This window comes from uncultured Enterovirga sp., from assembly GCF_964242715.1.
Classification (GTDB): domain Bacteria; phylum Pseudomonadota; class Alphaproteobacteria; order Rhizobiales; family Beijerinckiaceae; genus Enterovirga.
The window spans coordinates 169,025-193,570 of the sequence record NZ_CAXTAZ010000003.1 but is presented as its reverse complement, the minus strand read 5'-3'; the positions used below and the strand labels follow the sequence as shown (position 1 = coordinate 193,570).

The following is a 24,546-nucleotide window of genomic DNA, read 5'->3' as shown; positions in this document are numbered from 1 at the left end:
GCCGGCCGGCCCGGGATCAGCGCCGTCGTGATGACGATGTCCTGCTTGGCGATGTGGGCGGCGACGAGTTCGGCCTGTTTCCGGCGGTACTCGGCCGACATCTCCTTGGCGTAGCCGCCCGCCGTCTCGGCCTGTTTGAATTCCTCGTCCTCGACGGCGACGAATTTGGCGCCGAGCGACTCCACCTGCTCCTTCGCGGCGGGCCTGACGTCGGTCGCGGTCACGACGGCCCCGAGGCGCCGCGCGGTCGCGATCGCCTGGAGACCCGCGACGCCGGCGCCCATGACGAAGATCCGGGCCGCCGGGACCGTGCCGGCGGCCGTCATCATCATCGGAAGCGCGCGGCCGTATTCGGCCGCGCCGTCGATCACGGCCCGGTAGCCGGCAAGATTCGCCTGGCTCGACAGGACATCCATCACCTGCGCCCGGGTGATGCGCGGCATCAGTTCCATGGAGAAGGCGGTGAGGCCGCGCTCGGCCAGCGCCCTGACGTCGCCCTCATGTCCGTGCGGGTCCATCACGGCGATCGCGAGCGTACCGCGCTTCACCCCGGCGAGTTCGGCGGCCTGCGGACGGCGCACCGACAGGATAAGGTCGGCGTCCGCGAGGAGGGCTGCCTTGTCGGGCGCGATCGTCGCCCCGGCTGCCTCGAAATCCCGGTCCGGGATGCCGGCCGCGATTCCGGCTCCGGCCTCCACCGTCAGGGACGCCCCGAGGACTGCGTATTTCTTGACCGTTTCCGGCGTCGCCGCGACGCGCGATTCGGCGGGAGCGTCCGACAGGACCGCGATCCGCATCTCCACACCTTCCCTCGTGCAAGCACCGCCTCGGCGGCCAGGGCCCGGACCGTCGGCCCGTCATGTCCCCATCATGGCCGGGCGCGGCGCCCGGCAGCAAGCCCTAGTAGAGCAGCAGCATCAGGAGGAGCACGGCCAGGACCGCGCCCGGCGCCCGCCAGGAGATCGACGTCGAAAACAGGCCGATCGCGGTCGCGATATGGGCGAGGAGGATCATGAAGGCGGCCGAGATCCAGGCGTGCTTCACGCCTCCCACCGCGAGGCCGACGACGATGCAGGTCACGAAGACCGAGGCGACCGTCGTGAAATGGGTGAAGGCGTCGTAGGTCTTCTCGTGCGCCCGCCCGTCCATCTCCGGACGGTAGGCAGAAGCTGGGTTCGGGGTGGTCTGGGCCATGTGCCCGCTCTCCGCTCGTGAGGTTCTCCGGCCATAGCCGATGGCCCTCGGGCCTGCAATCGGCAGACCGATCTTCCCGCGCTTGCCGCCGTCCGGCTCTTCCCCGATCCTGAGTGAGCGGCCGGTCGGGCACGCGAGGAGCCGTGATCGTTCGATGTTCGAGACCCCCATCCTGTTCACCAATGCCGCCTTGCTCGACGGAGCCGCCGAGGAACGCCGCCCCGGTTCCAACGTGCTGGTCGAAGGCGGCGTCATCCGGGAGGTTTCGGAGCAGGAGATCCGGCGCGAGGGCGCGCGGGTGATCGATCTCGGCGGCCGCACCCTGATGCCGGGCCTCATCGATTGCCACGTCCACGTGATCGCGACGATCGCGGACCTCGCCCAGAACGCGCTCCTGCCGGACGCGCTGGTCGCCTTCCGGTCGGCCGAGATCATGCGGGGCATGCTCCGGCGCGGCTTCACCACCATACGCGACCTCGGCGGGGCGACGCATGCCCTCGTCCAGGCGATCGAGGAGGGGCTGATCGAGGCGCCAAGGCTCGTGATCTGCGGGAAGGCCCTGTCGCAGACCGGCGGGCACGGCGACCTCAGGGGCCGGGTCGAGGAGCGCGATTTCGGCTATCAGGCCCGTCGCCTCGGCGCGCTCGGAAGGGTCGCGGACGGGGTCGATGCGTGCCGGGCCGCGGCTCGCGACGAGATCCGGCGCGGCGCGACCTTCATCAAGATCATGGCGAATGGCGGCGTCGCATCGCCGACCGACCCGATCGCCTTCCTGGGTTATTCGCGCGACGAGATCACGGCCATGGTCGAGGAGGCGACGAACGCCCAGACCTATGTCGCCGGCCACCTCTATACGGACGAGGCGATCCGGCGGGCGGTCGAATGCGGCGTCCATTCGATCGAGCATGCGAACCTGATCCAGCCGGAAACGGCGCGGCTCATGCGCGAGCGCGGCGCCATCGCCTGCCCGACGCTCGTCACCTTCGACAAGCTGAAAAGCGAGGGCGCGTCGCTCGGCCTGCCGGCGGCCTCGGTCGCCAAGATCGACGACGTGCGGCTCGCGGGCCTGGAATCGCTCGGCATCCTGCGCGAGGCCGGCGTCACCATGGCCTACGGCACCGACCTCCTCGGCCCGATGCATCGGCACCAATCGGAGGAATTCGTGATCCGGGGCGCCGTGCTGCCCGCGATCGAGGTGATCCGCTCGGCGACGTCCCACGCGGCCAAGCTCTTGCGGATGGAGGGGCGGATCGGGAGCGTCGCGCCAGGCGCCTTCGCCGATCTCGTCGTGGTCGACGGCGATCCGCTGGCCGATCTTTCGTTCCTCACCCGCCAGGGCGCCCACATGCCGGCGATCATGAAGGACGGGCGGTTCGTCAAGGACGAGCTGAACTGAGCGAGACCCGGGAGAGGGCCGCTTAACGCCCGGCTGTCACGGTCGCGGGCCATCGAGATCGGATCCCACATGCCGCGCTATTTTTTCGACGTCATCCACGAGGGCGACAAGATCAGGCGGGACGTCCAGGGCCTGGACCTTCCGGATCTCGACAGCGCCGAAATCGAGGCGATGGAGATCTGGAAGCGGCTGCGATCGGAGTGGCAGTCGGGCGGAACGGACCCGTCCGAATGGTCGGTCGAGGTCGCCGACGAAAGCGGTGCGTTGCTGGCCAGGATGCCGTCCTCGATGACCTTCTGGCGGGCGCAGTTGCAAGGTTAGGACGGACCGCTGGACCGAGCGCCGCTTGCGCTCGGGGTTGGCGGATGACGGAGGCGGTCCGTCCCGCAGGCGGATCGCAAGACACCGGACGTCGGCGATCGTCTCCAGTCTGCGAAGACGTGAGATGATCGGGGCTGGCCCGCGTGTTGCCAAAAGGCGTTGCCGCCAAAGCACTGTGCGGCAGAATAGGCAGGGTCGCCGCACCGAATTGCTTGCCACGGCGTTGGATAAAGCGGCCACATGTTTCGGCGTGGCCGAACGGATTCCAGGTTCCGGCAGGGGGACGAGGATGACCGAGGACGATACGACGGAGCCGAAGCGCACCGATGCGGCTTTGCCGCGCGATGTGCAGGAGCATCTCGGGCGGCGGCTGCGCACCGCGCTCCGGATCGAAGACGAGAAGCCGGCCTTCCTGGGCGAGACGAATGTTCCGCCGCAATTCGAACCGCTGGTCCGCAAGCTGGAGGCCAGCGAGCGCGGCGAGCGGCAAGGCTACGAGGCGGTGAAGCGGGCCATCATCGACACCCCGGTGACGCCCCGGCGGGCTCGCCTTCCGGAGTAACCATCCCTCACGGCTGACAGTCGCGGCAATAGAAGGACGAGCGGCCGGATTGCACGATCCGGTGCACCAGGCCCCGGCAGGCCGGCGTGACGCAGGGCTCGCCCTCGCGGTCATAGACGCGGAACCGCTCCTGGAAGGCGCCCGCGCTGCCATCGACCCGGGCATGGTCGCGCAGCGTCGATCCCCCGACGGCGATCGCCTCCTCGAGCACGGCCCGGATCGCGCCCGAGAGCGCCAGAGCCTTGGCGCGCGGCCGTCCCGTCGACGTCGCGATCGATCCGGCCGGTGCCTGCGGCGACAGGCGGGCCCGGAACAAGGCCTCGCAGACATAGATGTTGCCGAGCCCGGCCACGAGGCGCTGGTCGAGGAGGGCGGCTTTCAGCGGCGTCCGCCGGCCGGCGAACAGCCGGGCCAGGACCGCGCCGTCGAGCGCCGGACCGAGCGGCTCGATTCCCATCGCTGCGAAGGGCGGGGTTCGCTCGATCCCGTCACTCGGGTAGAGCCCCATGAAGCCGAAGCGCCGGGCGTCGTTGTAGGTGACCCGCAACCCGTCATCGAGATGCAGCACCACATGGTCATGCGCGGCCTGCGCGCCGTGAGACTGGTAGAAGGCGCCGGGCTCGTCGAGACGGCCCCCGGCCTCGACACGGAACCGTCCCGTCATGCCGAGATGCATCACCAGCGTCTCGTCCGTCGACAGGCGGGCGAGGAGGTATTTCGCGCGCCGGTCAAGGGACAGCACGCTCGCGCCTTCGAGCCGGCTGACGAAGCCCTCGGGCAGCGGGAATCGGAGGTCGGGCCTGCGCTGCTCGACCCTCGTCATCCGGCGTCCGACGAGCGCGGGTTCGAGGCCGCGTCGGACGGTCTCGACTTCAGGAAGTTCGGGCATGATCTCGTTCGACCTCGGACGCTATATGGCTCTTCGCGGATACGGCAGGAAGGCTTGGCGCCGGGCTCGACGTGAAGGCTCGGCTCCCTCCCTTGCGGCACTCCGGGCGGAAGGTCTAAGTTCCGCCGCGCGCGCAAAAGCCCGATAGGACGAGCCTGCATGATCGCCGATGCCGAGATGATCGCCGATCGAAGGCGCCTCCGACGCAAGCTGACCCTGTGGCGCGTGCTCGCCTTCGCGGCGCTTCTGATCGCGGTTGTGACGGGCGGGCTGGTCGCTGCGCGGAGCACCGGCCGTTTCGCGGCCGGACCGCAGATCGCCCGCATCTCCGTGTCCGGGCTCATCACCGGCGACCAGCGCATGACGGATCTGCTGCGGCAGGTCGGCGAGGCCGGAACGGTCGCCGGCGTGGTGGTCTCGATCTCCTCCCCCGGCGGCACGACGACCGGCTCGGAGGAGCTGTTCCAGGGCATCCGGACGCTCGCCTCCAAGAAGCCGACCGTCGCCTTCGTCGATGGCACAGCCGCCTCCGGGGCCTATATCACGGCGCTCGCGGCCGACCGGATCGTCGCGCGGGAGACGTCGCTGATCGGATCGATTGGCGTGCTGTTCCAGTTTCCGGACGTGTCGAAGCTTCTCGGCACGATCGGCGTATCGGTGGAAGAGGTGAAGTCGAGCCCGCTCAAGGCGGAACCGTCGGGCTTCAGGCCGACCTCGCCCGAGGCCCGCGCCGCCCTGCAATCGGTCGTGAACGACACCTATGGGTGGTTCAAGGACCTCGTCCGGACCCGACGAAACATGTCCGATGCGGAAGTGGCCACCGTCGCCGACGGGCGCGTCTTCAGCGCCCGGCAGGCGCTGCCTCTGAAGCTCGTCGACGAACTCGGATCGGAACGAGAGGCGATCGCCTGGCTCGAGCGCGACCGGCAGGTCGCGCGCGGTCTGCCGGTGCGCGACTGGAAGCCGAGGGGGCCGTCGAACTTCTCGCTCTGGACGGCTGCCGCCTTCGGGGCCGACCTGTTCGGGCTAGACCGCGCAGCCGCCGCGATCCGGTCCGGTGCAGGCACGATGTCGGCGGCCGAACTCACCGGCCTCCTCGCGTTGTGGCAGCCCCATTCCGCCGACCGTTGAGCCGTCGCCTATGATCAAGTCCGAACTTGTCACGAGGATCGCGGCTCGAAATCCGCACCTCTACCAGCGGGATGTCGAGAACGTCGTGAACTCGATCCTCGACACCATCTCCGACGCCCTCGGGCGCGGCGACCGGGTCGAATTGCGGGGCTTCGGCGCCTTTTCGGTGAAGACGCGGGACGCGCGAGCCGGCCGGAACCCGCGGACCGGCGAAACCGTTTCGGTGTCCGAAAAGGTCATCCCGGTCTTCAAGACCGGCAAGGAGATGCGCAAACGCCTGAACCTCCTCACTCCGGAGGAGGAGGCTGCGGAGCCCTCGGAGGACCGGGTGTCGGCCGAGCTGTACTCCTCTCGTCTGAAATAAAGATCGCTGGAATCGCCCCATGCTGGCCGCCCTCAAGGCTCTCCTGCTTCTCCCGGTCGCGCTCGTCGTCATCCTCTTGTCGGTCGCGAACCGGGCACCCGTCACCTTCTCGCTCGACCCCTTCGCGAAGGGCCCGCCTGACCTGGCCTTGACCGTGCCGCTCTACGCGATCGTCCTCGCGGCCCTGGCGCTGGGGATCCTCATCGGCGGGATGGGCGCCTGGCTCGCGGCCGGCCGGGACCGCCGGTCGAGCCGAACCTCGCGCCGGGAGGTCAACCGCCTGAAGTCTGAGGCCGACCGCCTCCGGGCTTCGCTTGCGACCAATCGCGGCAACACGCTGCCGGCGCCCCGCTCCCCGGCCTGACCGGGTTCGGCGGGACCCCGGCCATGCGGGTCGTCACGGCGGAGGAGATTGACGGCGTCCTTCTCATGCCGTCCCTGATCGAGGCGCTCGACCGCGCCTTCCGGGGCGGGATCACGGCGCCGCCGCGTCACCATCACGCGGTCGCGCGGCCTGATGGCGACGCGACGCTCCTGCTGATGCCGGCCTGGTCCGCCCGCGGCGCCTCGGGCGAGTTCCTGGGCGTGAAGACCGTGTCCGTCTTCCCTGGCAATCGTGCGCGCGGTCTCCCCAGCGTACAGGGCACGTATCTCCTGATGGACGGCGCCACGGGCGAGCCGCTCGCCGCCCTGGACGGGGCTCGGCTCACGCTCTGGCGGACCGCGGCCGCATCGGCGCTCGCCGCGCGACACTTGGCGAGGCCGGATGCCGGCCGCATGCTGATGGTCGGGGCAGGCGCCCTCGCGCCCTTCCTGATCCGTGCCCACGCGGCGGTCCGCCCGCTCAACCGGATCGCGATCTGGAACCGGAACCCCGCCCCGGCGACCGCTCTCGCGGCACGGTTGGCGGCCGAGGGGTGGCCTGCGGTCGCGGCCGGCGACGATCTCGCGCGCGAGGTGGCCGGCGCCGACCTCGTCTCCTGCGCCACATTATCCGAGACGCCCCTCGTCCGCGGCGAATGGCTGACGGCGGGGAGCCATCTCGACCTCGTCGGCGCCTTCACGCTCGGCATGCGCGAGGCGGACGACGTAGCGCTCGCCCGTGCGTCCGTCCATGTCGACACGGAGGCCTGCACGGTCGAGGGAGGAGACGTCGCCGTGGCGATCCGGGCCGGCACCTTCGATAGGGCGGCGATCCGGGGCGACCTCGCCGATCTCGTGACCGGCCGGGCGCCCGGCCGGACGTCACCGGACGAGATCACGCTGTTCAAGTCGATCGGCGCCTCGCTCGAGGATCTCGCCGCCGCGATCGAGGTCTGGCGCAGCCTCGCGACCTGATCCGGGCCGTTACTGCTTCCGAGGACGACGTCATGCTGCTTCACCCTGCCCTGAAACCTGGCCGAACCGCCGTCGTCACGGGCGCCGCGAGCGGCATCGGGCGGGCCGCCGCCCGGCGGTTCGCGGAACTCGGCCTCCATGTCTGCCTCGCAGACCTTCCCGGCCCGGCGCTCGACGAGGCGGCCCGCGAGGTCGCGGCCGCGGGCCGGGGCGAGGCGCTTGCCGTCCCGACCGACGTCACTCGGCCGGACGAGGTGGACCGGCTCGCCGAGACGGCCGCCACGCGGTTTGGCGACGTCGCCATCCTGATGAACAATGCCGGCATCGAGGCGGGCGGCACCTTCGCGAGCCCGCTCGAGACCTGGCGCCGCATCCTCGACGTCAATCTTTGGGGCGCGATCCACGGCTTTCAGGCTTTCCTGCCCCGGATGATCGAGGCCGGGCGACCGGCAGCGATCGTCAATACCGGCTCGAAACAGGGCATCACGACGCCGCCCGGCAACACGCCCTACAATGTTTCCAAGGCCGGGCTGAAGGTCGTGACCGAAGCGCTGGCCCATGAACTCCGGCAGCGACCCGGCTGCCGCGTGAGCGCGCATCTCCTCATCCCGGGTTTCGTCTTCACCGGCCTCACCCGCTCGCGCGGCGTCGAGGAAAAGCCCGCCGCCGCCTGGACGCCGGACGAGACGGTCGCGTTCATGCTGGATGCGCTCGCGCGCGGCGATTTCTACATCCTGTGCCCGGATAATGACGTCGCGCGCGAAACGGACGAGAAGCGCATCCGCTGGGCAGCCGACGACATCGTCCTGAACCGGCCGGCCCTCTCGCGCTGGGACGCGCGTTACAAGGCGGCGTTCGAGGACTATATGCAGGGATAACATCCTCGTCCGGTGCTACCATGAATGCGCCTGTCCTGCATCGATCGTGCTTGGATCGCTCGACGACGTGATCGACCTCATGGTTCACGAAGAGCAATGACCTCCTTCGTCAAAATATGCGGCCTCTCGACGCCGGACACGCTCTCGGCCGCCCTCGATGCGGGCGCCGACATGGTGGGCTTCGTGCGTTTCGCCCGCTCTCCGCGCCATCTCGGGCTGAATCTCGGGCGCGATCTGTCTCTGATGGCAAAGGGCCGCGCCGAACGCGTGCTGCTCGTCGTCGACCCGGACGACCGCGACCTTGACGAAGCGCTCCTGGCGATCGAGCCGGATGTCGTCCAGTTGCACGGGGTGGAGACGCCCGAACGCGCGGCCGCGATCCGGGCGAGGTACGGGCTGCCGGTCATGAAGGCGATCGGGATCGAGAGCGCGGCCGACCTCGCCGGCATGGCGCTCTATCGGGGTGCGGCGGACCGCATTCTCCTGGACGCAAAGCCGCCGCGCGGTTCGGATCGGCCGGGCGGCAACGGCGCGGCCTTCGACTGGCACCTGCTCGACGGCTTCGCGGCCCGGGCGGCGCTTGACCCCGGGCTCGACATCGTGCTGTCCGGCGGCCTGACACCGGACAATGTCGCGGAGGCGGTCGCGACGACGGGCCTGCGGGCCGTCGACGTGTCGTCTGGCGTCGAGACACGGCCGGGCGAGAAGGATCCCTCCCGGATCACAGCCTTCATTCGAGCGGCCCGGGCCGCTTTCGCGTCGGCGGAACAGCGCAGGAGAGTCGCGTGAACGCGCCCCACAGCCCCAACACCTTCCGGTCCGGCCCCGACGAGCGCGGCATGTTCGGGATCTTCGGCGGTCGTTTCGTCGCCGAGACGCTGATGCCGAACATCCTGGAGCTCGAGCAGGAATACGAGCGGGCCAAGGCCGACCCCGCCTTCCAGGCCGAGATGGACGGCTATCTCAAGCATTATGTCGGCCGCCCGTCGCCCCTCTATTTCGCGGAGCGGCTGACCGCGCATCTACGCGAGGTGGCCGCGGCCTCCGGCCGGTCCGGCGGAGCCAAGATCTACCTGAAGCGCGAGGAGCTGAACCACACCGGCTCGCACAAGGTGAACAACGTCACCGGCCAGATCATGCTGGCGCGCCGTATGGGCAAGAAGCGTATCATCGCCGAGACCGGCGCCGGCCAGCACGGGGTCGCGACGGCGACGCTCTGCGCCCGGTTCGGGCTCGAATGCATCGTCTACATGGGCGCCGTCGACGTCGAGCGGCAGATGCAGAACGTCTTCCGGATGAAGATGCTGGGCGCCCAGGTGGTGCCGGTCCAGTCCGGCACCCGCACGCTCAAGGATGCGATGAACGAGGCTCTGCGGGACTGGGTCACGAATGTCGACACGACCTTCTACTGCATCGGCACCGTGGCGGGCCCGCATCCCTACCCGGCCATGGTGCGGGATTTCCAATCCATCATCGGCCACGAGACGCGCGAGCAGATGATCGAGGCCGAGGGCCGGCTGCCGGATTCGCTCGTCGCCTGTATCGGCGGCGGCTCCAACGCGATGGGGCTGTTCCACCCCTTCCTCGACGACCGCGAGGTCGCGATCTACGGCGTCGAGGCGGCCGGCCACGGCATCGTGGGCGGCCTACACGCGGCGTCGATCGCCGGTGGGCGGCCCGGCGTGCTGCACGGCAACCGCACCTTCCTTCTCATGAACGAGGACGGCCAGATCACGGACGCCCATTCGATCTCGGCCGGGCTCGATTATCCCGGCATCGGGCCGGAACATGCCTGGCTGCACGAGATTGGCCGTGTCACCTACCTATCCGCGACGGACGGCGAGGCTCTGGAAGCCTTCCAGCTCCTGTCGCGGCTCGAAGGCATCATCCCGGCGCTCGAGCCCGCGCATGCCATCGCCAAGGTGGCGGAGCTCGCCCCGACCATGCCTCGGGATCACCTGATGGTCGTGAACCTGTCGGGGCGCGGCGACAAGGACGTGCCGCAGGTGGCCGAGATGCTGAAGATCTGAGATCAGTCCGAGGCGGGTCTTCTCTGGCCGGTGCCGACCACTTCGGTGGCGCAGATGGCGAGGAATAGTCCGATCACCCCGGCGACCACCATCGCCTCCGCGATCAGCTCCGGAACGTCCGCCCGCATCATCAGCGCGAGCGGCAGCATGAGGGGTCCACCGAGGAGAACGGTCCAGATGAGCATGGCCGCGACGGTCCGGTTCGAGACGGACTCGAAACCACGTCCGCAGGCCAGAGTTCCTTCGGGCCGCGAATAATCTCGGCTCCGGAGATGCGAGCGACTAGAGGCTGCCCACGGTCTTCAGCCTGACCCGTGCGTGGATTTCGGCCTGCCCGATCACCGGGGTCTCGCGCCGGAAGCGCTCGACGATCGAGCGCACATAGGGCCGCGCCGACGTCGAGGTCACCAGGACCGGCATCTCGCCCGCGCGCGCCGCGTCCTCGAACCGGTCCCGCACGAGCGTCACGAAATCGGTGAGGCGCGAGGGCTGCATGGCAAGGTGGCGCTCGTCGCCCTGGCCGACGATGGAATCCATGAAGGCGGCTTCCCAGGTCGGCGACAGCGTGATGATCGCGAGATGGCCGGAGGGCGCGGTGTATTGCGCGCAGATCTGCCGGGCGAGACGCATCCGGACATGTTCTGCGATGTCGCGCGGGTTCTTCTGCCCCGCGACGACGTCGGCCACGCCTTCCAGGATCGTGCCGAGGTCGCGGATCGAGACGCGCTCGGCGAGCAGCAGCTGCAGCACGCGCTGGATGCCGGTTGTCGAGATCTGCGAGGGCACGATCTCGCGCACGAGATCGGCATGCTCCTTCGGCAGCTCGCGGAGAAGCTTCTGCACCTCGACATGCGAGAGCAGCTCGGCCGTGTGGCTCTTGATGATCTCGGTCAGGTGCGTGGACAGCACGGTCGCGGCGTCGACGACCGTGTAGCCCCGGACCGACGCCTCGTCGGCGAGCGCGCCGTCGATCCAGGTCGCCGGCAGGCCGAAGGTGGGTTCGAGCATATGCTGGCCAGGAAGCTGCACCTGGCCACCCATCGGGTCCATCGCCATCGACAGGCCCGGGAAGACGCGGCCCTGGCCGGCCTCGACCTCTTTCACCCGGATCACGTAGGCATTCGCCTCGAGCGTGACGTTGTCGAGGATGCGGACGGACGGCATCACGAAGCCGAGTTCGCCGGCGAGCTGGCGCCGCAGCGCTTTGATCTGGTCGGTGAGGCGGTCCTCGCCGCCGCCCCCATTCACCATGGGCAGGAGGCCGTAGCCGATCTCGACCTTAAGGTCGTCGATCTTGAGGATCTCGGACATCGGCTCTTCGATCGGTGCGGCCGGCGCTCCGACCCCGCCGGCTGCGGCGGTCGCGGCCGCCTTGGCGGTGTTCTCCCGGTTGAGCCGGAAGGCGAGCCAGCCGGCCCCGCCGGCCAGGAGGCCGAAGGGCAGGATCGGGATGCCGGGCAGGAGCCCGATGATGGCCATGACGACGGCCGACATGCCGAGCGCCCGGGGGTAACTCGCGAGCTGGCGGCCGAGCGCGCCGGCCGCGGCTCCCCGCACGCCGGCCTTCGACACGAGAAGGCCGGCGGCCGTCGAGACGATCAGCGCCGGGACCTGGCTGACGAGGCCGTCACCGACCGTGAGCAGCGTGTAGGAGCGCGCCGCGTCGCCGAAGGACATGCCCTGCTGGGCGACCCCGATGATGATGCCTCCGACTACGTTGATGAAGGTGATGAGGAGCGCCGCGATCGCGTCGCCGCGCACGAATTTCGAGGCGCCGTCCATCGCCCCGTAGAAGCTGCTCTCGTCCTCGAGCGCAGTGCGACGGGCACGCGCCGTCTCCTGGTCGATCAGCCCGGCCGAGAGGTCGGCGTCGATCGCCATCTGCTTGCCCGGCATCGCGTCGAGCGTGAACCGGGCCGCGACCTCGGCGATGCGGCCGGAGCCCTTGGTGATGACGATGAAATTTACCAGGACCAGGATCGCGAAGACGATCACGCCGATCACGAAATTGCCGCCCATCACGAAGCGGCCGAAGGCCTCGATGACATGACCGGCCGGCGCGCCGCCCTCGTGCCCGTGGGAGAGGATCAGGCGGGTGGTCGCGAGGTTCAGCGCGAGCCTGAGCATGGTCGCGATCAGGAGCACGGTCGGGAAGACCGAGAATTCCATCGGGTTCTCGATGAAGAGCGCCGTCATCAGAATCAGGACGGAGGTCACGATCGAGATCGCGAGCAGCAGGTCGAGGATGATCGGCGGGAGCGGGACGATCAGGACGGCGAGGATCGCCATCACGCCTGCGGCGAGCAGGATGTCCGGCCGCGTGGTCAGCTTGTGTAGGGCGCCGAGGGACGGCACGCTCATCCCGTCGGGAAGGGAGAGGCCGCGCCGCGCCGGCACGCCGCCGCCGATCGCCGTCACCGCACCCGCATCTCTCATGAACCGACCCATCGGAGGGAGCCCGCGACAGGGGCTCTCACCCGGCAACTTCTGCCGAGTTCATGGTTAGCGCGGGGTTAACCCCTGTCGCGCGAGGATGCAGAGGAAGCCAGATGGAGAGGCCGCGATGACGCCCATACGGGACAATCCGGGGGTGATTGCGCCTCCGCCCCTCATCTTTCTCGGCTTCCTGGCGCTCGGGATCCTGCTCGATGTCGCCACCGATCTCGGCACCCGCATCCCCCTCTGGTTCCGCGTCGCGGCCGCGATTCTCCTCGCCTGGGCCTCGATCAAGCTGATCCTCGACTGCATGCGCCGGTTCAGGAAGGCCGGCACGAGGGTCGAGCCATGGCAGCCGAGCACGGCGCTCGTCGCGGATGGCCCCTACGGGCGGAGCCGGAATCCGATCTACGTCGCGATGGCGCTCGGCTACCTGGCGATCGCGTTCGCCTTCAACAGCATCTTCGCGCTCCTGCTCCTGCCGGGCGCGATCGCCGTCGTGCATTACGGCGTGATCCTCCGGGAGGAGCGCTATCTCGAGGCGAAGTTCGGGGATCCCTACCGGCGCTACAAGGCCCAGGTCCGGCGCTGGCTCTGACCGCTCACGGCCGCTCGTAGGTCCCCGTGGTGAGCCCGCGGGCGATGACCCGGCCCCGCATGGCCTCGATGAGCTTGCCGCGACCGGGATGCCCGTCGAACTGGAGCGGTTCGCTCAGCGCATAGACCTGAAACAGGTAGCGATGCGGGCCGTGGCCGGGCGGCGGGTCCGGCGGCAAATACTCCGCTTCGAAATACGAGTTCTTGCCCATCGCCGAATCGTCGCCGGGCTCGGCATCGCTCGGCAGGGCGCCTTCCGGCAGGGCGTTCTCGTGGCCGTGCAGGTTCCAGACGATCGCATGGACGAGCGGCGCCGGTGTCGGGCTGTCGGCGTCCTCGATGACGATCGCGAAGGAGGCCGTCTCGGGCGGCGCGCCGGACCAGCCGAGCGGCGGCGACAGGCCTTCGCCGTCCTCGGTATAGCGCTCGGGAAGGACCCCGCTGTCCGGGAAGGCGTCGCTGCAGACGGCGAGCGTTTCCGGCACACCCTCCATGTCGCGGCCGTAATAGATCGTCCGTTCGAGGCCGGGCTTGAACCCCCTCAGCACTTCCCCGACCGCGTGCGGCAGCTTCTCCAGCATCGTGTCCGTCCCTGTCCAAGCTTCAATGTGGTGGCGCGACCACAGCCTCGCCACCGACCGGCGTCCCGGCTTCGGGGGTCGTCCAGTCCCGCCACAGAAGATGTAGCGCGGCCATGATGGCGGGTCCGAGAAAAAGCCCGAGGAGCCCGAAGGTCTCGACGCCGCCCAGGATGCCGAGCAGGACCCAGACGAAGGGCAGCTTGGTCGCGCCTCCGATGAGGGTGGGCCGCACGGCATGGTCAGCGATGAAGACGACCACGGAACCGAAGAGCAGGATGCCGATGGCCGCCCCGGTGGCTCCGTTTGCGAGGAGGGACAGGGCGGCGGAGCCGAACACCGCCACCGCCCCGAACGGCACCATCGCGCCGATGGCGGTCGCGGCCCCGAGCAATGTCGGATGCGGAACTCCGGCGATCCAATAGGCGATGCCGATCAGTACGCCTTCCCCGAGCCCCACCAGGACCAGGCCGTCCACCGTGCCGTGGATGGAGGCGATCATCTGGCGGCCGATTCGTTCGCCATGCGGTCCGACCGCCCGGTGGCTCGCGACCAGCAATTCGCCGGCGAGCCAGCGGCCGTCGCGGTACAGGAAGAAGAGCGTCAGGATCGTAAAGGCGAAGACGATCATGCGGTGCAGGAGCTGCCCGCCGAGCGAGCGCGTGTAGCTCGCGAACGCGCCGTGGTTCATGCGCTCGATCAGCTCCGAGGCCGCAGCGGAACTCGCGAGGTTGTCCTGCCACCAGCCCGCGGCACTCGGGCCGACGACAGGCAGGCGCCCGAGCCAGTCCGGGACCGGGAGGCCGGTCCGGCGTGCCTCCTCGACCAGGTCGAAGACGAGGTGAGCCTCGCGGGCGATCTGGATCGCGGCGAGCGCCAGCGGGACGAGGAAGAGGAGGGCGACGCCGAGCGTGAACAGGGCCGGCCAGAGGATGTCGTGACCGCTCGGCGGGAACCGGCGACGGATGCGGCCGTAGAGGGGCCAGGTGGCGATCGCCAGGATGGAGGCCCAGGCCAGCGCGGGCAGGAAGGTGCGGATCGTCCAGAGGCCGATGGCGAGGAGAAGAAGGCCGAGCACCATCCGGGTGCGGCGGTGAGGGACCGAACCCGGATCGGCTCCCCGGGGCGTGGTCGCGGCCGCGATCGATGTCTCGACGACCATGGATCGGCCCCCTCCGGCGGGGTTCGCTGCCCAGGCGACAGCTCTCATGAATCCGGCTAGCAAGCCCGGGTTCCGTTAGCCAGTCCGAAGGAGTGCCCCTTGACCAACGTCACCATCGACGGCGAGCGGCTCTGGGGCACGTTGATGGAGACCGCCGAGATCGGCGGCACGCCGAAAGGCGGCATCCGCCGGTTGACCCTTTCGGACGAGGACAGGCGGGTTCGCGACTGGTTCCGCCGCGCCTGCGAGGCCTCTGGCTGCACCGTCACCGTGGATGGAGTCGGCAACATGTTCGCGCGCCGGCCGGGCCGGAACGATGCGCTTCCGCCGATCTGCATGGGTTCGCATCTCGACACGCAGCCGACGGGCGGCAAGTTCGACGGCTGCCTCGGGGTCTTGGCCGGGCTCGAGGTGCTGCGCAGCCTCGAGGCGATCGGCTACGAGACCAACGCGCCGATCGAACTCGTGAACTGGACGAACGAGGAGGGCGCGCGCTTCACCCCGGCCATGATGGCCTCGGCCGCCTTCGCGGGCGTGTTCACGACCGAATACGTGCTCTCCCGGGAGGACCGCGAAGGGACCACGTTCGCCGCCGCCATGGACGCGATCGGCTATCGCGGCGAAGCCAAGGTCGGCGGACGGCCGCTCTCCGCCATGTTCGAACTCCACATCGAACAGGGGCCGATTCTCGAACGCGAGGGCAAGCTGATCGGCGTCGTCACCGGCGTGCAGGCGATCCGCTGGTTCGAGCTCACCGTCACCGGCTCCGCCGCCCATGCCGGTTCGACCCCGATGGCGGTCCGCCGCGACGCGCTGGTCGCCGCGGCCCGGGCCATCTTGGCCGTGGACGAGGTGGCGCGGGCCAACGCGCCGCTCGCGGTCGGCACCGTCGGCATTCTCGAATGCCGGCCTGGCTCGACCAACGTCATCCCGGGCGAGGTCTTCCTCACGATCGATCTCCGCCATCCCGACGACGCGACGCTCGAGCGTATGGAGGGCGAGTTGCGTGAGCGCCTGGCGGAGGCGCTCGACGGCGTCGATTACGGTTGCGAGCGCATCTGGTTGTCGCCGGCCGTGCATTTCGATCCGACCCTGGTCGGCATGGTCCGGGACGCGGCCGAGAGCCTCGGCATGCCGCACCGGGACATCGTCTCGGGACCCGGCCACGACGCGGCCTATATCGCCCGCGTCGCGCCCACCACCATGATCTTCGTGCCGTGCCGGGACGGGATCAGCCACAACGAGGCCGAGGAGACGAGTTTCGAGCAATGCGCGGCCGGCGCGCAGGTGCTGCTGAACGCGGTGCTGGCCTTCGATGCGACGCTCGAGGCGTGAGGGTTCAGGTTCAAGCGAAGTCTTCGGCCCCCGTATCGAGGTAGCCGCTTCGGACACGGACCAGGACGAGGTCTCCGCCTTCCAGGCGATAATAGAGGATGTAGTTGCCGGTAGGAATGCTGCGAAGGTCGCCCGACAATTCGGGTCGGGCCCGTCCTGCGAACGGATTGTCGGCCAGCATCCTGAGCAGCTGGTCGAAGCGGTCCAGGGGTCAGTCCGCTGCCCGCTCGCTGTCATCCGCGACATAGGTCCAGATGTCGGTGAGGTCGCGCTCGGCTGCGGGTGTGCGGAGGATTCTAAGCACCATGCCCGGCGTCTTTCCGAACTGTCCGACGCTGCCCACGGGCTTTCGCTTTCACCGCTTCCATGTCGAGCGGTTCCGCCGGACCGCTTTCCAGGCCCTCGACGACGTCGGCCCGGAGGGCCGCGAGTTTAGCGTCGCGCAGGTTCTCGCGTCCTTCCACTACACTAGCCGTAGCCCGTCCCGCATCACTTCGCTGGCCGACGCATAACGCCCGCTTTCGACGAGCTTGCGAACGAAACCTTCGAAGTGTCCGCCGAGCGTGTAGCTTGATGGCATAGTCGGCCTCCCGAGCTCTAGCCTTATCACTTTATGATACAGCGGCGGCGGCGCAAGCGGCGCTCGTCAGGGACGCATGAGCCACTCATCCGGGCAGCCCGCCTCGATCCAGCGCTGCCGCTCCTCGGCAAGCCTGCGACCCAGCGCCGGTCCGGGCGGGATGCCGCGTTCGACGAGGTCCTGGCCGGCTAGGGGGAAGAGGGGCGCCTCCGCTCGGCCTGCGGCGTAGCGGGCGAGGAGATCGCGGCCGTCCTCGGTCAGGACGGGCCGGGGTTCTGCCAGGACCGCAGCCCCTGCGTCTCGAAGGGCTTTGACGCCGTAGAGCACGGCGAGCCGCCTCGCCTCAGCAGCATCGAGCGGGTGAGCACGGCCGACGAGCCTCGCGAGCGCACCGGCATAGAGATCCAGCCGCCCGTGTTCCGCATTCGACAGGCGCAGGATCTCACGCAGGTGGCGCGCGTCCTCGGTGGAGCGGACCAGGAAGGCCGCCAGGCGGCCGATCGGGTCGGACCCCGCAGCCGCGGCGCGCCGGAGCCGGCCGGCATCCCCGATCCGGCCGACCAGCCGCGCGAGGAGGCCGCCGTGTTCCAGGAGCGTCACGCCTTCCACGGCCCTTGGCGCCGCGAGCAGCTTCAGGAACTCGGCCCGGACGCGCTCGCGCGACAGCCGGGCGAGCCGGTCTCGCGCCCGGATCGACGCTGCGTAGCCATCGGCATCGATCGGCCCCTGCCCGTATTCCGCCCAGAACCGGAAGAAGCGCAGGATGCGCAGGTAATCCTCGCGGATGCGGAGGTCGGCCTCTCCGATGAACCGGATCCGGCCGGACGCGAGGTCCGGGATGCCGCCGACCTCGTCCTCGACGGTGCCGTCACGCCGAAGCGAGAGCGCATTCACCGTGAAGTCGCGCCGACGCGCATCGGCAGTGAAATCGCGTCCGAACCGCACCACGGCGTGACGGCCGTCGGTCTCCACGTCCTCCCGGAGCGTCGTTACCTCGAAGGGCGTGCCTTGGACCAGCACCGTGACCGTGCCGTGCGCGAGCCCCGTCGGAACGGTCCGGAACCCGGCCGCGGCGGCGCGCGCCATCGTGCGTTTCGGCAGGGCGGTCGTGGCGAGGTCGACGTCGCGCACCTCTCGCCCGAGAAGGACGTTGCGGACGGCCCCGCCGACGATGCGGGTCTCCTCGCCGTCCTCGTCGAGGACGGAGAGGAGCCGGGCGATGTCGGGGCGGGAGACGAGCGCGCGGGCCGCTGCCTCGCCGTCCGGGCTCACCGGAAGCCGCCCGGAACCGGCCTCCCGTCCTCCATATGCGGCGGCACGTAGGGACCGGTCTGGCGCTCGGCGAAGATGCCCGTCAGCAGGAAGCCGCCGACCACGATCCCGAGGCCCGCGAGCACAAGCCAGGTGAAGCTCCGCGACCACGAATCGATCGCCAGCACGCGACGGCGCGTGAGCACGAGCATCACGGCGAAGAGGAGGAAGGGGACCAGGAAGAGAGCCAGTTCCTCGATCAAGACCCTGATCATGCCCCGTCCCCGTAGAGCCTCTCGTGCATGTTCCGAAGAATGCCGGCGGTGACGCCCCAGATGTAGCGACCCTCGAACGGCATCGCGTAATAGGTCCGGATGCGACCCTTCCACTCGCGGGCGTGCAACTCGTGATGACGCTCGTCCATCAGGAAGTCGAGCGGGACTTCGAAGGCGCAGGCGACCTCGTGCGGGTTGATGCGGAGGTGGAAGCCGGGTTCCACCATCGCGACGGCCGGAACCACGAAGAAGTTCGTGCCGGACAGATAGGCGTCGAGATAGCCGAGCGGGCGGACGTGCCGCTGGTCGAGACCGATCTCCTCCTCGGCCTCGCGCAAGGCCGTCGCGAGCGGTGTCGCGTCCTCGGGATCCATCTTGCCGCCCGGAAAAGCGATCTGGCCCGAATGCTGGCGCATGTTGGCCGCCCGCTCCGTCAGCAGGATCGAGGCCCCGGTCGGGTGGGCGACGACCGGCACCAGAACGGCGGCCACGCGAGGCTGGATACCCTCGTCGAGATCGGGCCAGCTCTCGGGATCGAGGGCGTGGTCGCCCTTAAGGTCGGCCCGGCGCTCGAGGAAGCCCGGCGGCTCACGGCGCAGCCGCGCGAGCGCGCGGGCCTCGAAGACGGACGCTGGGGCGATCGTCTCCGCAATCATCCGGCCCGGGTCTCGCCGCTGCCCGGGATCGGGAAGAAGGCCGATCCGACGGCGAGGCCGAACACGGTCCGGCCCTCCAACTCCCGCTCTTCGCCCAACTCGACGAGATCGTAGGTCAGGGCCCGCGTGACCCGCGCCCACAACCCGCCCCGGACGAGGACATAGGGCCGCAGACCGGCCTCGTCCTCCTCGAAACGGAGCGGATGGTCCGGCCCGACCGCGACGAGGTCGTCGACATTGGTCCGGAAGGCGACCGTCCTGCCGCGACCTTCGCCCGTGACCGACATCTCCACGGCCGCGAACGGTGCGTCCACGACCGTGATCCCGACCCGCTCCACGGGGGTCACGAGCACGAATTCGTCCGCGTCCCGGCGCAGGACCGAGCTGAACAGCCGGACGAGCGCCGGGCGCCCGATCGGGGTTCCCATGTAGAACCACGTGCCGTCCGCCTCGATCCGCATGTCGATCGCGCCGCAATGGGGCGGGTTCCAGCGCTCCACGGGGGCCGGGCCTCGACCGGGCTGGCCGCCCAAAGCCGCGTTCAGGCGGCCGAGCGCGTCCGGCGCGGTCCCGTTCTCGCCTTCGCCCTGTTCGCTCGCCGCCATGGCGGCATCCTTACCGCCGGGACCGGACAAAGGCGAACCTGCGCCCACCCGCTCCCGGGCTGCGGCCGATGGACCCGCTTGCCAGAGCGGTGAAAGCGGTCCCACATTTGCGAGACCGCTTCGAACACCGCGCCGCGACGTCCACCGGCGCCGGAGAACCGCCGATGACGATGGCCGCTGAAGCCACTTCCCTCGACGATGCCGTCGTCTCACAGGCCGAGGCTGCACTCGAGACGATCGGCCGGGCGCGTGATGCCATCCACACGGTGATCTTCGGCCAGGAAGACGTGGTCGACCTGTCGATCATCACTATCCTGTCCGGCGGCCACGGCCTCCTGGTCGGGGTGCCGGGCCTCGCCAAGACGAAGCTCGTCGAGACGCTCGGCACGGTGCTGGGCCTCGATGCGCGCAGGGTCCAGTTCACGCCCGACCTGATGCCCTCCGACATTCTCGGCACCGAGGTCCTGGACGAGGGCGCCGACCGGCGGCGCTCGTTCCGCTTCGTCAAGGGACCCATCTTCGCCCAGCTTCTGATGGCCGACGAGATCAACCGGGCCAGCCCGCGCACGCAATCGGCGCTGCTCCAGGCCATGCAGGAGCACCACGTGTCGGTGGCCGGCGAGCGTCACGACCTGCCACGACCCTTTCACGTTCTCGCGACCCAGAACCCGATCGAGCAAGAGGGAACCTACCCGCTGCCCGAGGCCCAGCTCGATCGCTTTCTCCTCCAGATCGACGTCGGCTACCCGGATCGGGTCGCGGAGCGCCGCATCCTGATCGAGACGACCGGGATCGGCGACCAGCGACCCTCCGCCGTGATGTCGACGGACGCGCTCCTCAACGTACAGCGCCTCGTGCGGCGCCTGCCGGTCGGGGAGAGCGTCGTCGACGCGATCCTCGACCTCGTGCGCGCGGCCCGCCCGGAGGAGGGCGGAGCCGAGGTCGCCGGCAAGCTGATGTGGGGCCCCGGGCCGCGCGCCAGCCAGTCGCTCATGCTCGCCGTCCGGGCCCGGGCCCTGATCCAGGGGCGGCTCGCGCCGTCGGTCGACGACGTGATCGCGCTTGCCGAGCCGGTCCTGAAGCACAGGATGGCGTTGACCTTCGGGGCTCGCGCCGACGGCGAGACCATCGCTGGCATCGTCGGCCGTCTCGCCGCCCGAATCGGTCGCTAAGCCACCGGAATGGCGCAGACCTCGGTCCTGCCGACAGCGAGCCGCAGGCCGGGCCGTGACGACACGGGCGCCGCGCTCTCGCTCGCCGCCCGCATGCCCCGCCTGATCCTCGAAGCGCGGCGCGTGGCCGCGAGCCTCGCGCACGGGATCCATGGCCGACGTAGGGCGGGACCGGGCGAGACCTTCTGGCAGTTCCGGCCCTTCGTGGCGGGCGAATCCGCGGCCCGGGTGGATTGGCGCCGCTCGGGCCGGGACGACCGCCTCTACGTCCGCGAACGTGAATGGGAATCGCCGCACGCCATTTGGCTCTGGATGGACCGCTCGGCCTCGATGGCGTTCCGGTCGGACCTGGCTCAGGTGTCCAAGGTCGAGCGCGCCTTCGTGATCGGGCTCGCGCTCGCCGACACCTTCGTCGATGGCGGCGAGCGAGTCGGGCTCCTCGGCCTCTCGAACCCCTCCGCCTCCCGCCGGATCGCCGAGCTCTGCGCCCAGACGCTCGTCGCGCATGAGGACGATCTCGATCAGGACCTGCCTCCTCCGCAGCCCGTCTCGCGGCAGAACGAGGTCGTGATGGTCGGGGATTTCCTGTCGCCCATCCCTGAGATCGCGGCCTGCGTGGAGGCGATCTCCGCCCGCGGCGCCCGCGGCCATCTCGTGATGGTGATCGATCCCGTCGAGGAGAGTTTCCCCTTCGACGGCGAGGCGGTGCTGCACGATCTCGAAGCCGGGCTCGTCCTTCGGATCGGCGACGCCGTCTCGTGGGGCCGGGCGTACCGGGACCGCATCCGGCAGCACCGCGACGCCTTGCAGGAACTCGTTCGGCGCCGTGGCTGGACCCTAACCCTCCATCATACCGATCGGCCGGCGAGCGAGGCCGCGCTCCGCATCCTGACGCTCGTCGCGAGTGCCCGGCAAGGAATGGGCTAGATGTTCGGGCTTCCCCTCAGCTTCGCGGCGCCTGCCATCCTGGCCGCCCTCGCCGCCCTGCCGGCGATCTGGTTTCTGCTGCGCGTGACGCCGCCGCAGCCGCGCCGGATCGACTTCCCGCCGTTGCGGATCCTGGCCGACCTGATGCCGGAACGTCAGACGCCGGCCCGGACGCCGCCCTGGCTCCTCATTCTTCGGCTCGCGGTCGCAGCCTTCCTGATCCTCGCCGTCTCCGGTCCCCTCTGGAATTCCGGTGCGACGGGCGGGGGTGGGCCGCTCGTCCTGGTTCTGGACAACGGCTTCCCGGCCGCGAGGGACTGGCGCGAACGGGCCGCCTACGCGCAAGAGCGCGTGGAGGCGACGATCCGCGAGGGTCGTCCGACCGCGATCCTGGCGACCGCCGACAAGCCCGGCGCGTTGACGGCGACGGCGCCCGGCGCCGCGCTGGAACGGGTCCGCGCCGTGAAGCCGCAGCCGATCCTGGTCGACCGCCGGCCGCATCTCGACCCGCTTAGGACCTACCTGGCCGCGGCCCCGGCGGCCGAGATCGTCTGGATCTCGGACGGGACATCAGGCGCCGGCGATGCCAGTTTCGCGACGGCGCTGGCCGAGGCTGCGGGCGAGCGCCGGATCGCGGTCGTCTCCGGCCCGCGCTCGGGCGCGCTCGCGCTGGCAGGAGGCGAAAACGCTCCGGCGCAGCTCACCGTGAAGGTCGTCCGGGCGGAACCGAACGGGCGCGATTCCGGAACGCTGCGGGCAGGCGACCTGCGCGGGCTGCCGCTGGCCCAGGTGCCGTTCACCTTCCCGTCCGGCGCGACCGAGACCAGCGCCGCCTTCACGCTGCCGATGGAGGTCCGCAACGCGATCGCCCGGATCGACATCCAGGGCGAGGCCTCCGCCGGAGCCGTCGCCTTGTTCGACGAGCGCGGCAGGCGGCGGCGCGTCGGGCTCGTCTCGGGCGCCTCGGCCGACCAAGCCCAGCCGCTTCTCGCCCCCACCTATTACCTGGCCCGCGCGCTCGCGCCCTATTCGGAGCTGCGCGAGGCTCCGGGCGGGGTGTCCGACGCTATTTCGAGCCTGCTCGACCAGCAGGTCTCGGTCCTGGTCCTGGCCGATGTCGGCACGATGGACCGCGACACGCTCGCGAAGGTCACGGCTTTCGTCGAGAAGGGTGGGCTGCTGCTCCGCTTCGCCGGAACGCGGCTCGCCGGCGGCAACGACGATCTCGTCCCGGTACGGCTCCGGCGCGGCGGCCGCAATCTCGGCGGAGCGCTCTCCTGGGATGCGCCCCGTACGCTCGCTGCCTTCGGCCGCGACAGCCCCTTCCACGGCCTCGCGGTCCCGTCGGATCTCGGCGTCCGGCGCCAGATCCTGGCCGAACCGGACGGCGATCTCGGCCGCCGCACCTGGGCCGCGCTGGAGGACGGCACACCGATCGTCACCGCCGACCGGCGCAAGGACGGCCTCGTGGTCCTCGTCCATGTGACGGCGGATGCGGGCTGGTCGAATCTGCCGCTCTCGGGCCTCTTCGTCGATATGCTCCGCCGCGTCGTGGCCCTGTCGGGCTCAGGCGAGGCGGCGGCCGCCGGCGAGGAGAGCAAGCGCGAGGTCGCGACCGTCGCGCCGACTCGCGTGCTCGACGGGTTCGGGACCTTCGTGCCACCGAATGCCAATGCCCGGCCGATCCCCCGCACCTTCACGGAGCGTGCCCGCGACGAACATCCGCCCGGCTTCTACGGCCCGGCTGATGCCAGCGTCGCCGTGAATGCGCTCGTCGGCGGAGACAAGCTGCTGCCTCTCGACCTCGGGCCGCTCGCGGGCCGGCGGGAGCCTCTAGCGCCCGCCGAGACGCTCGATCTTCGCGGCATCCTGCTGACAGTGGCCATCCTGATGCTGATCCTCGACACGTTGGCCTCCCTCTGGCTCGGCGGGCACCTCGCCCGACTTCGCCTCCGCGGCCGCCCGGCCCCGTCCCGGGTTGCCGCGGCACTGGTCCTCGGGCTCGCGATCGCCGCGGCGCCGATGCCGGGCGCGCAGCCGCTGGCGGCAGACGAGCGGCCGCGCTCGACCAGCGAGCCGGCCCTGGTCACCCGCCTAGCCTACGTGATCACCGGCGACTCCCAGATCGACGCGACGAGCCGCGCCGGTCTCCAGGGCCTCACCCAGGCGCTCGCGAACCGCACCGCCCTTGAACCGGGCGACCCGATCGGGATCGACCTCGCCCGCGACGAACTCGCCTTCTACCCGCTGCTCTACGTGCCGATCGCGCCCCGGCAGGCCCAGCCCGGCGAGGCCGCGATCCGCAAGCTCGACGCCTTCATGAAGAATGGCGGCACGGTCGTGTTCGACACCCGCGACGCGGCGAGCTTCCGGCCCGGCGGCACGCCGAGCCCCGAGGGCCAGACCCTGCGCCGCATGCTGTCGACGCTGGACATCCCGGAACTGGAGCCCGTGCCGCGCGACCACGTGCTAACGAAGACTTTCTACCTCCTCGACAGCTTCGCGGGCCGCTACGCGACCGGCCAGACCTGGGTCGAGGCCCTGCCGCCGGCCGTCGAGGGCGAGCGCCGCCCGGCCAGGGCCGGCGATGGGGTTTCGCCGATCATGATCACCTCGAACGACCTTGCGGGGGCCTGGGCCGTCGGCCGGACCGGCGAGCCGATGTTCCCGACCGTCGGGTCCGACCCGCGCCAGCGCGAGATGGCGATCCGGGGCGGCGTGAACATCATCATCTATACGCTCACCGGGAATTACAAAGCCGATCAGGTCCACGTGCCGGCTTTGCTCGAAAGGCTGGGGCAGTGAGGCGGTACGCGGCTTCTTTGCCTCTCCCGGCCCGAGCGGGGAGAGGTCGAGTCCGCGGTCACGC

At 70.0% G+C, this 24,546-nt stretch carries 27 protein-coding genes and 1 pseudogene; 15 read left to right on the top strand and 13 right to left on the bottom strand.

The annotated features are described in order from the left end of the window. Positions 1-797, bottom strand: a 797-nt coding sequence (locus ACFE87_RS03265) for an NAD(P)(+) transhydrogenase (Re/Si-specific) subunit alpha (protein ID WP_375458170.1), incomplete at its 3' end; no start/stop codon positions are given. A 103-nt stretch (positions 798-900) separates the two neighbouring features. Next, positions 901-1,194 carry an aa3-type cytochrome c oxidase subunit IV gene (locus ACFE87_RS03260; RefSeq protein WP_375458169.1) on the bottom strand — a complete coding sequence of 98 codons (294 nt, stop codon included), beginning with the start codon at positions 1,192-1,194 and terminating at the stop codon, positions 901-903. 154 nt (positions 1,195-1,348) lie between these two features. On the opposite strand from ACFE87_RS03260, the gene ACFE87_RS03255 reads away from it, so the two are divergent. The 3 genes from ACFE87_RS03255 to ACFE87_RS03245 all read left to right on the top strand — a co-directional run bounded on the left by ACFE87_RS03255 (position 1,349) and on the right by ACFE87_RS03245 (position 3,473). Next, complete coding sequence (locus ACFE87_RS03255) at positions 1,349-2,590, top strand: amidohydrolase family protein (RefSeq protein ID WP_375458168.1); 1,242 nt, start codon at positions 1,349-1,351, stop codon at positions 2,588-2,590. 69 nt (positions 2,591-2,659) lie between these two features. After that, positions 2,660-2,911 (top strand): DUF6894 family protein, encoded by a 252-nt coding sequence (locus tag ACFE87_RS03250; RefSeq protein ID WP_375458167.1) that lies wholly within the window; start codon positions 2,660-2,662, stop codon positions 2,909-2,911. A 289-nt stretch (positions 2,912-3,200) separates the two neighbouring features. Next, positions 3,201-3,473 carry a hypothetical protein gene (locus tag ACFE87_RS03245; RefSeq protein ID WP_375458166.1) on the top strand — a complete coding sequence of 91 codons (273 nt, stop codon included), beginning with the start codon at positions 3,201-3,203 and terminating at the stop codon, positions 3,471-3,473. 7 nt (positions 3,474-3,480) lie between these two features. On the opposite strand, the gene mutM is transcribed toward ACFE87_RS03245, so the two are convergent. Further along, entirely contained in the window at positions 3,481-4,362 is an 882-nt protein-coding gene (gene mutM / locus ACFE87_RS03240) for a bifunctional DNA-formamidopyrimidine glycosylase/DNA-(apurinic or apyrimidinic site) lyase (RefSeq protein WP_375458165.1), read from the bottom strand. Between the two features lie 159 nt (positions 4,363-4,521). Between mutM and sppA the strand changes: the two genes are divergently transcribed. The 7 genes from sppA to trpB all read left to right on the top strand — a co-directional run bounded on the left by sppA (position 4,522) and on the right by trpB (position 10,103). Next, on the top strand, positions 4,522-5,493 hold the full coding sequence (gene sppA / locus ACFE87_RS03235; protein WP_375458164.1) for a signal peptide peptidase SppA: 972 nt from the start codon (positions 4,522-4,524) through the stop codon (positions 5,491-5,493). 10 nt (positions 5,494-5,503) lie between these two features. After that, the gene (locus ACFE87_RS03230; RefSeq protein WP_375458163.1) at positions 5,504-5,857 is read left to right on the top strand and encodes an integration host factor subunit beta; all 354 of its coding nucleotides are present in this window, start codon (positions 5,504-5,506) and stop codon (positions 5,855-5,857) included. Between the two features lie 19 nt (positions 5,858-5,876). Beyond that, a complete protein-coding gene (locus ACFE87_RS03225; RefSeq protein ID WP_375458162.1) occupies positions 5,877-6,221 on the top strand; it encodes a LapA family protein in 345 nt (114 codons plus the stop codon). Between the two features lie 23 nt (positions 6,222-6,244). Beyond that, complete coding sequence (locus tag ACFE87_RS03220; RefSeq protein WP_375458161.1) at positions 6,245-7,195, top strand: ornithine cyclodeaminase family protein; 951 nt, start codon at positions 6,245-6,247, stop codon at positions 7,193-7,195. 32 nt (positions 7,196-7,227) lie between these two features. Continuing rightward, a complete protein-coding gene (locus ACFE87_RS03215) occupies positions 7,228-8,073 on the top strand; it encodes an SDR family NAD(P)-dependent oxidoreductase (protein WP_375458160.1) in 846 nt (281 codons plus the stop codon). Between the two features lie 96 nt (positions 8,074-8,169). Next, positions 8,170-8,862: a phosphoribosylanthranilate isomerase gene (locus ACFE87_RS03210; RefSeq protein WP_375458159.1), complete on the top strand. Its 693-nt coding sequence runs from the start codon at positions 8,170-8,172 to the stop codon at positions 8,860-8,862. A gap of 50 nt (positions 8,863-8,912) precedes the next feature. After that, positions 8,913-10,103, top strand: a complete 1,191-nt coding sequence (gene trpB / locus ACFE87_RS03205) for a tryptophan synthase subunit beta (RefSeq protein WP_375458185.1) — start codon at positions 8,913-8,915, stop codon at positions 10,101-10,103. Positions 10,104-10,105: 2 nt separating this feature from the next. On the opposite strand, the gene ACFE87_RS03200 is transcribed toward trpB, so the two are convergent. Together ACFE87_RS03200 and flhA are read right to left on the bottom strand one after the other, a co-directional pair. Continuing rightward, positions 10,106-10,288, bottom strand: coding sequence for a hypothetical protein (locus ACFE87_RS03200; protein WP_375458158.1), 183 nt, complete (start codon positions 10,286-10,288; stop codon positions 10,106-10,108). A 97-nt stretch (positions 10,289-10,385) separates the two neighbouring features. Continuing rightward, positions 10,386-12,464 carry a flagellar biosynthesis protein FlhA gene (gene flhA / locus ACFE87_RS03195; RefSeq protein ID WP_375458184.1) on the bottom strand — a complete coding sequence of 693 codons (2,079 nt, stop codon included), beginning with the start codon at positions 12,462-12,464 and terminating at the stop codon, positions 10,386-10,388. Between the two features lie 202 nt (positions 12,465-12,666). On the opposite strand from flhA, the gene ACFE87_RS03190 reads away from it, so the two are divergent. After that, positions 12,667-13,137, top strand: a complete 471-nt coding sequence (locus ACFE87_RS03190) for a methyltransferase family protein (protein ID WP_375458157.1) — start codon at positions 12,667-12,669, stop codon at positions 13,135-13,137. Positions 13,138-13,141: 4 nt separating this feature from the next. Here ACFE87_RS03190 and ACFE87_RS03185 read toward each other — a convergent pair whose 3' ends face one another. Together ACFE87_RS03185 and ACFE87_RS03180 are read right to left on the bottom strand one after the other, a co-directional pair. Beyond that, positions 13,142-13,717, bottom strand: a complete 576-nt coding sequence (locus ACFE87_RS03185) for a YbhB/YbcL family Raf kinase inhibitor-like protein (protein ID WP_375458156.1) — start codon at positions 13,715-13,717, stop codon at positions 13,142-13,144. 22 nt (positions 13,718-13,739) lie between these two features. Then, complete coding sequence (locus ACFE87_RS03180) at positions 13,740-14,876, bottom strand: AI-2E family transporter (protein ID WP_375458155.1); 1,137 nt, start codon at positions 14,874-14,876, stop codon at positions 13,740-13,742. Positions 14,877-14,975: 99 nt separating this feature from the next. Here ACFE87_RS03180 and ACFE87_RS03175 point away from each other — a divergent pair, with 99 nt between their 5' ends. Next, on the top strand, positions 14,976-16,211 hold the full coding sequence (locus tag ACFE87_RS03175; RefSeq protein WP_375458154.1) for a Zn-dependent hydrolase: 1,236 nt from the start codon (positions 14,976-14,978) through the stop codon (positions 16,209-16,211). 10 nt (positions 16,212-16,221) lie between these two features. On the opposite strand, the gene ACFE87_RS03170 is transcribed toward ACFE87_RS03175, so the two are convergent. The 6 genes and pseudogenes from ACFE87_RS03170 to ACFE87_RS03145 form a co-directional block, all read right to left on the bottom strand. Next, complete coding sequence (locus ACFE87_RS03170) at positions 16,222-16,419, bottom strand: type II toxin-antitoxin system RelE/ParE family toxin (protein ID WP_375458183.1); 198 nt, start codon at positions 16,417-16,419, stop codon at positions 16,222-16,224. An 88-nt stretch (positions 16,420-16,507) separates the two neighbouring features. Next, a pseudogene (locus ACFE87_RS03165) lies at positions 16,508-16,791 on the bottom strand (type II toxin-antitoxin system ParD family antitoxin). Positions 16,792-16,857: 66 nt separating this feature from the next. Beyond that, positions 16,858-18,063, bottom strand: coding sequence for a CCA tRNA nucleotidyltransferase (locus tag ACFE87_RS03160; RefSeq protein WP_375458153.1), 1,206 nt, complete (start codon positions 18,061-18,063; stop codon positions 16,858-16,860). After that, the gene (locus ACFE87_RS03155; protein WP_375458152.1) at positions 18,060-18,317 is read right to left on the bottom strand and encodes a DUF6111 family protein; all 258 of its coding nucleotides are present in this window, start codon (positions 18,315-18,317) and stop codon (positions 18,060-18,062) included. The genes ACFE87_RS03160 and ACFE87_RS03155 overlap by 4 nt, the downstream gene beginning before the upstream one ends. Then, a complete protein-coding gene (locus ACFE87_RS03150) occupies positions 18,314-18,973 on the bottom strand; it encodes a CoA pyrophosphatase (protein ID WP_375458151.1) in 660 nt (219 codons plus the stop codon). The genes ACFE87_RS03155 and ACFE87_RS03150 overlap by 4 nt, the downstream gene beginning before the upstream one ends. Next, entirely contained in the window at positions 18,970-19,578 is a 609-nt protein-coding gene (locus tag ACFE87_RS03145) for a DUF1285 domain-containing protein (protein WP_375458150.1), read from the bottom strand. Before ACFE87_RS03145 ends, ACFE87_RS03150 begins: the two co-directional genes overlap by 4 nt. 164 nt (positions 19,579-19,742) lie before the next feature. On the opposite strand from ACFE87_RS03145, the gene ACFE87_RS03140 reads away from it, so the two are divergent. The 3 genes from ACFE87_RS03140 to ACFE87_RS03130 are packed head-to-tail and all read left to right on the top strand — an operon-like array spanning position 19,743 to position 24,482. Continuing rightward, positions 19,743-20,750 (top strand): AAA family ATPase, encoded by a 1,008-nt coding sequence (locus tag ACFE87_RS03140; RefSeq protein WP_375458149.1) that lies wholly within the window; start codon positions 19,743-19,745, stop codon positions 20,748-20,750. Between the two features lie 9 nt (positions 20,751-20,759). Further along, entirely contained in the window at positions 20,760-21,677 is a 918-nt protein-coding gene (locus ACFE87_RS03135; RefSeq protein ID WP_375458148.1) for a DUF58 domain-containing protein, read from the top strand. Further along, entirely contained in the window at positions 21,678-24,482 is a 2,805-nt protein-coding gene (locus ACFE87_RS03130; RefSeq protein ID WP_375458147.1) for a DUF4159 domain-containing protein, read from the top strand. Positions 24,483-24,546: the final 64 nt, after the last annotated feature.

Bases quoted from the DNA above. Each gene is read 5' to 3' on its own strand.
- ACFE87_RS03145 (WP_375458150.1), bottom strand. From the start codon at position 19,578: ATGGCGGCGAGCGAACAGGGCGAAGGCGAGAACGGGACCGCGCCGGAC.
- sppA (WP_375458164.1), top strand. From the start codon at position 4,522: ATGATCGCCGATGCCGAGATGATCGCCGATCGAAGGCGCCTCCGACGC.
- ACFE87_RS03130 (WP_375458147.1), top strand. From the start codon at position 21,678: ATGTTCGGGCTTCCCCTCAGCTTCGCGGCGCCTGCCATCCTGGCCGCC.
- ACFE87_RS03190 (WP_375458157.1), top strand. From the start codon at position 12,667: ATGACGCCCATACGGGACAATCCGGGGGTGATTGCGCCTCCGCCCCTC.
- mutM (WP_375458165.1), bottom strand. From the start codon at position 4,362: ATGCCCGAACTTCCTGAAGTCGAGACCGTCCGACGCGGCCTCGAACCC.
- flhA (WP_375458184.1), bottom strand. From the start codon at position 12,464: ATGAGCGTGCCGTCCCTCGGCGCCCTACACAAGCTGACCACGCGGCCG.
- ACFE87_RS03200 (WP_375458158.1), bottom strand. From the start codon at position 10,288: ATGCTCATCTGGACCGTTCTCCTCGGTGGACCCCTCATGCTGCCGCTC.
- ACFE87_RS03210 (WP_375458159.1), top strand. From the start codon at position 8,170: ATGACCTCCTTCGTCAAAATATGCGGCCTCTCGACGCCGGACACGCTC.
- ACFE87_RS03260 (WP_375458169.1), bottom strand. From the start codon at position 1,194: ATGGCCCAGACCACCCCGAACCCAGCTTCTGCCTACCGTCCGGAGATG.
- ACFE87_RS03155 (WP_375458152.1), bottom strand. From the start codon at position 18,317: ATGATCAGGGTCTTGATCGAGGAACTGGCTCTCTTCCTGGTCCCCTTC.
- ACFE87_RS03135 (WP_375458148.1), top strand. From the start codon at position 20,760: ATGGCGCAGACCTCGGTCCTGCCGACAGCGAGCCGCAGGCCGGGCCGT.
- ACFE87_RS03230 (WP_375458163.1), top strand. From the start codon at position 5,504: ATGATCAAGTCCGAACTTGTCACGAGGATCGCGGCTCGAAATCCGCAC.
- ACFE87_RS03185 (WP_375458156.1), bottom strand. From the start codon at position 13,717: ATGCTGGAGAAGCTGCCGCACGCGGTCGGGGAAGTGCTGAGGGGGTTC.
- ACFE87_RS03140 (WP_375458149.1), top strand. From the start codon at position 19,743: ATGACGATGGCCGCTGAAGCCACTTCCCTCGACGATGCCGTCGTCTCA.
- ACFE87_RS03245 (WP_375458166.1), top strand. From the start codon at position 3,201: ATGACCGAGGACGATACGACGGAGCCGAAGCGCACCGATGCGGCTTTG.
- ACFE87_RS03250 (WP_375458167.1), top strand. From the start codon at position 2,660: ATGCCGCGCTATTTTTTCGACGTCATCCACGAGGGCGACAAGATCAGG.
- ACFE87_RS03220 (WP_375458161.1), top strand. From the start codon at position 6,245: ATGCGGGTCGTCACGGCGGAGGAGATTGACGGCGTCCTTCTCATGCCG.
- ACFE87_RS03255 (WP_375458168.1), top strand. From the start codon at position 1,349: ATGTTCGAGACCCCCATCCTGTTCACCAATGCCGCCTTGCTCGACGGA.
- ACFE87_RS03215 (WP_375458160.1), top strand. From the start codon at position 7,228: ATGCTGCTTCACCCTGCCCTGAAACCTGGCCGAACCGCCGTCGTCACG.
- ACFE87_RS03225 (WP_375458162.1), top strand. From the start codon at position 5,877: ATGCTGGCCGCCCTCAAGGCTCTCCTGCTTCTCCCGGTCGCGCTCGTC.
- ACFE87_RS03150 (WP_375458151.1), bottom strand. From the start codon at position 18,973: ATGATTGCGGAGACGATCGCCCCAGCGTCCGTCTTCGAGGCCCGCGCG.
- trpB (WP_375458185.1), top strand. From the start codon at position 8,913: ATGTTCGGGATCTTCGGCGGTCGTTTCGTCGCCGAGACGCTGATGCCG.
- ACFE87_RS03180 (WP_375458155.1), bottom strand. From the start codon at position 14,876: ATGGTCGTCGAGACATCGATCGCGGCCGCGACCACGCCCCGGGGAGCC.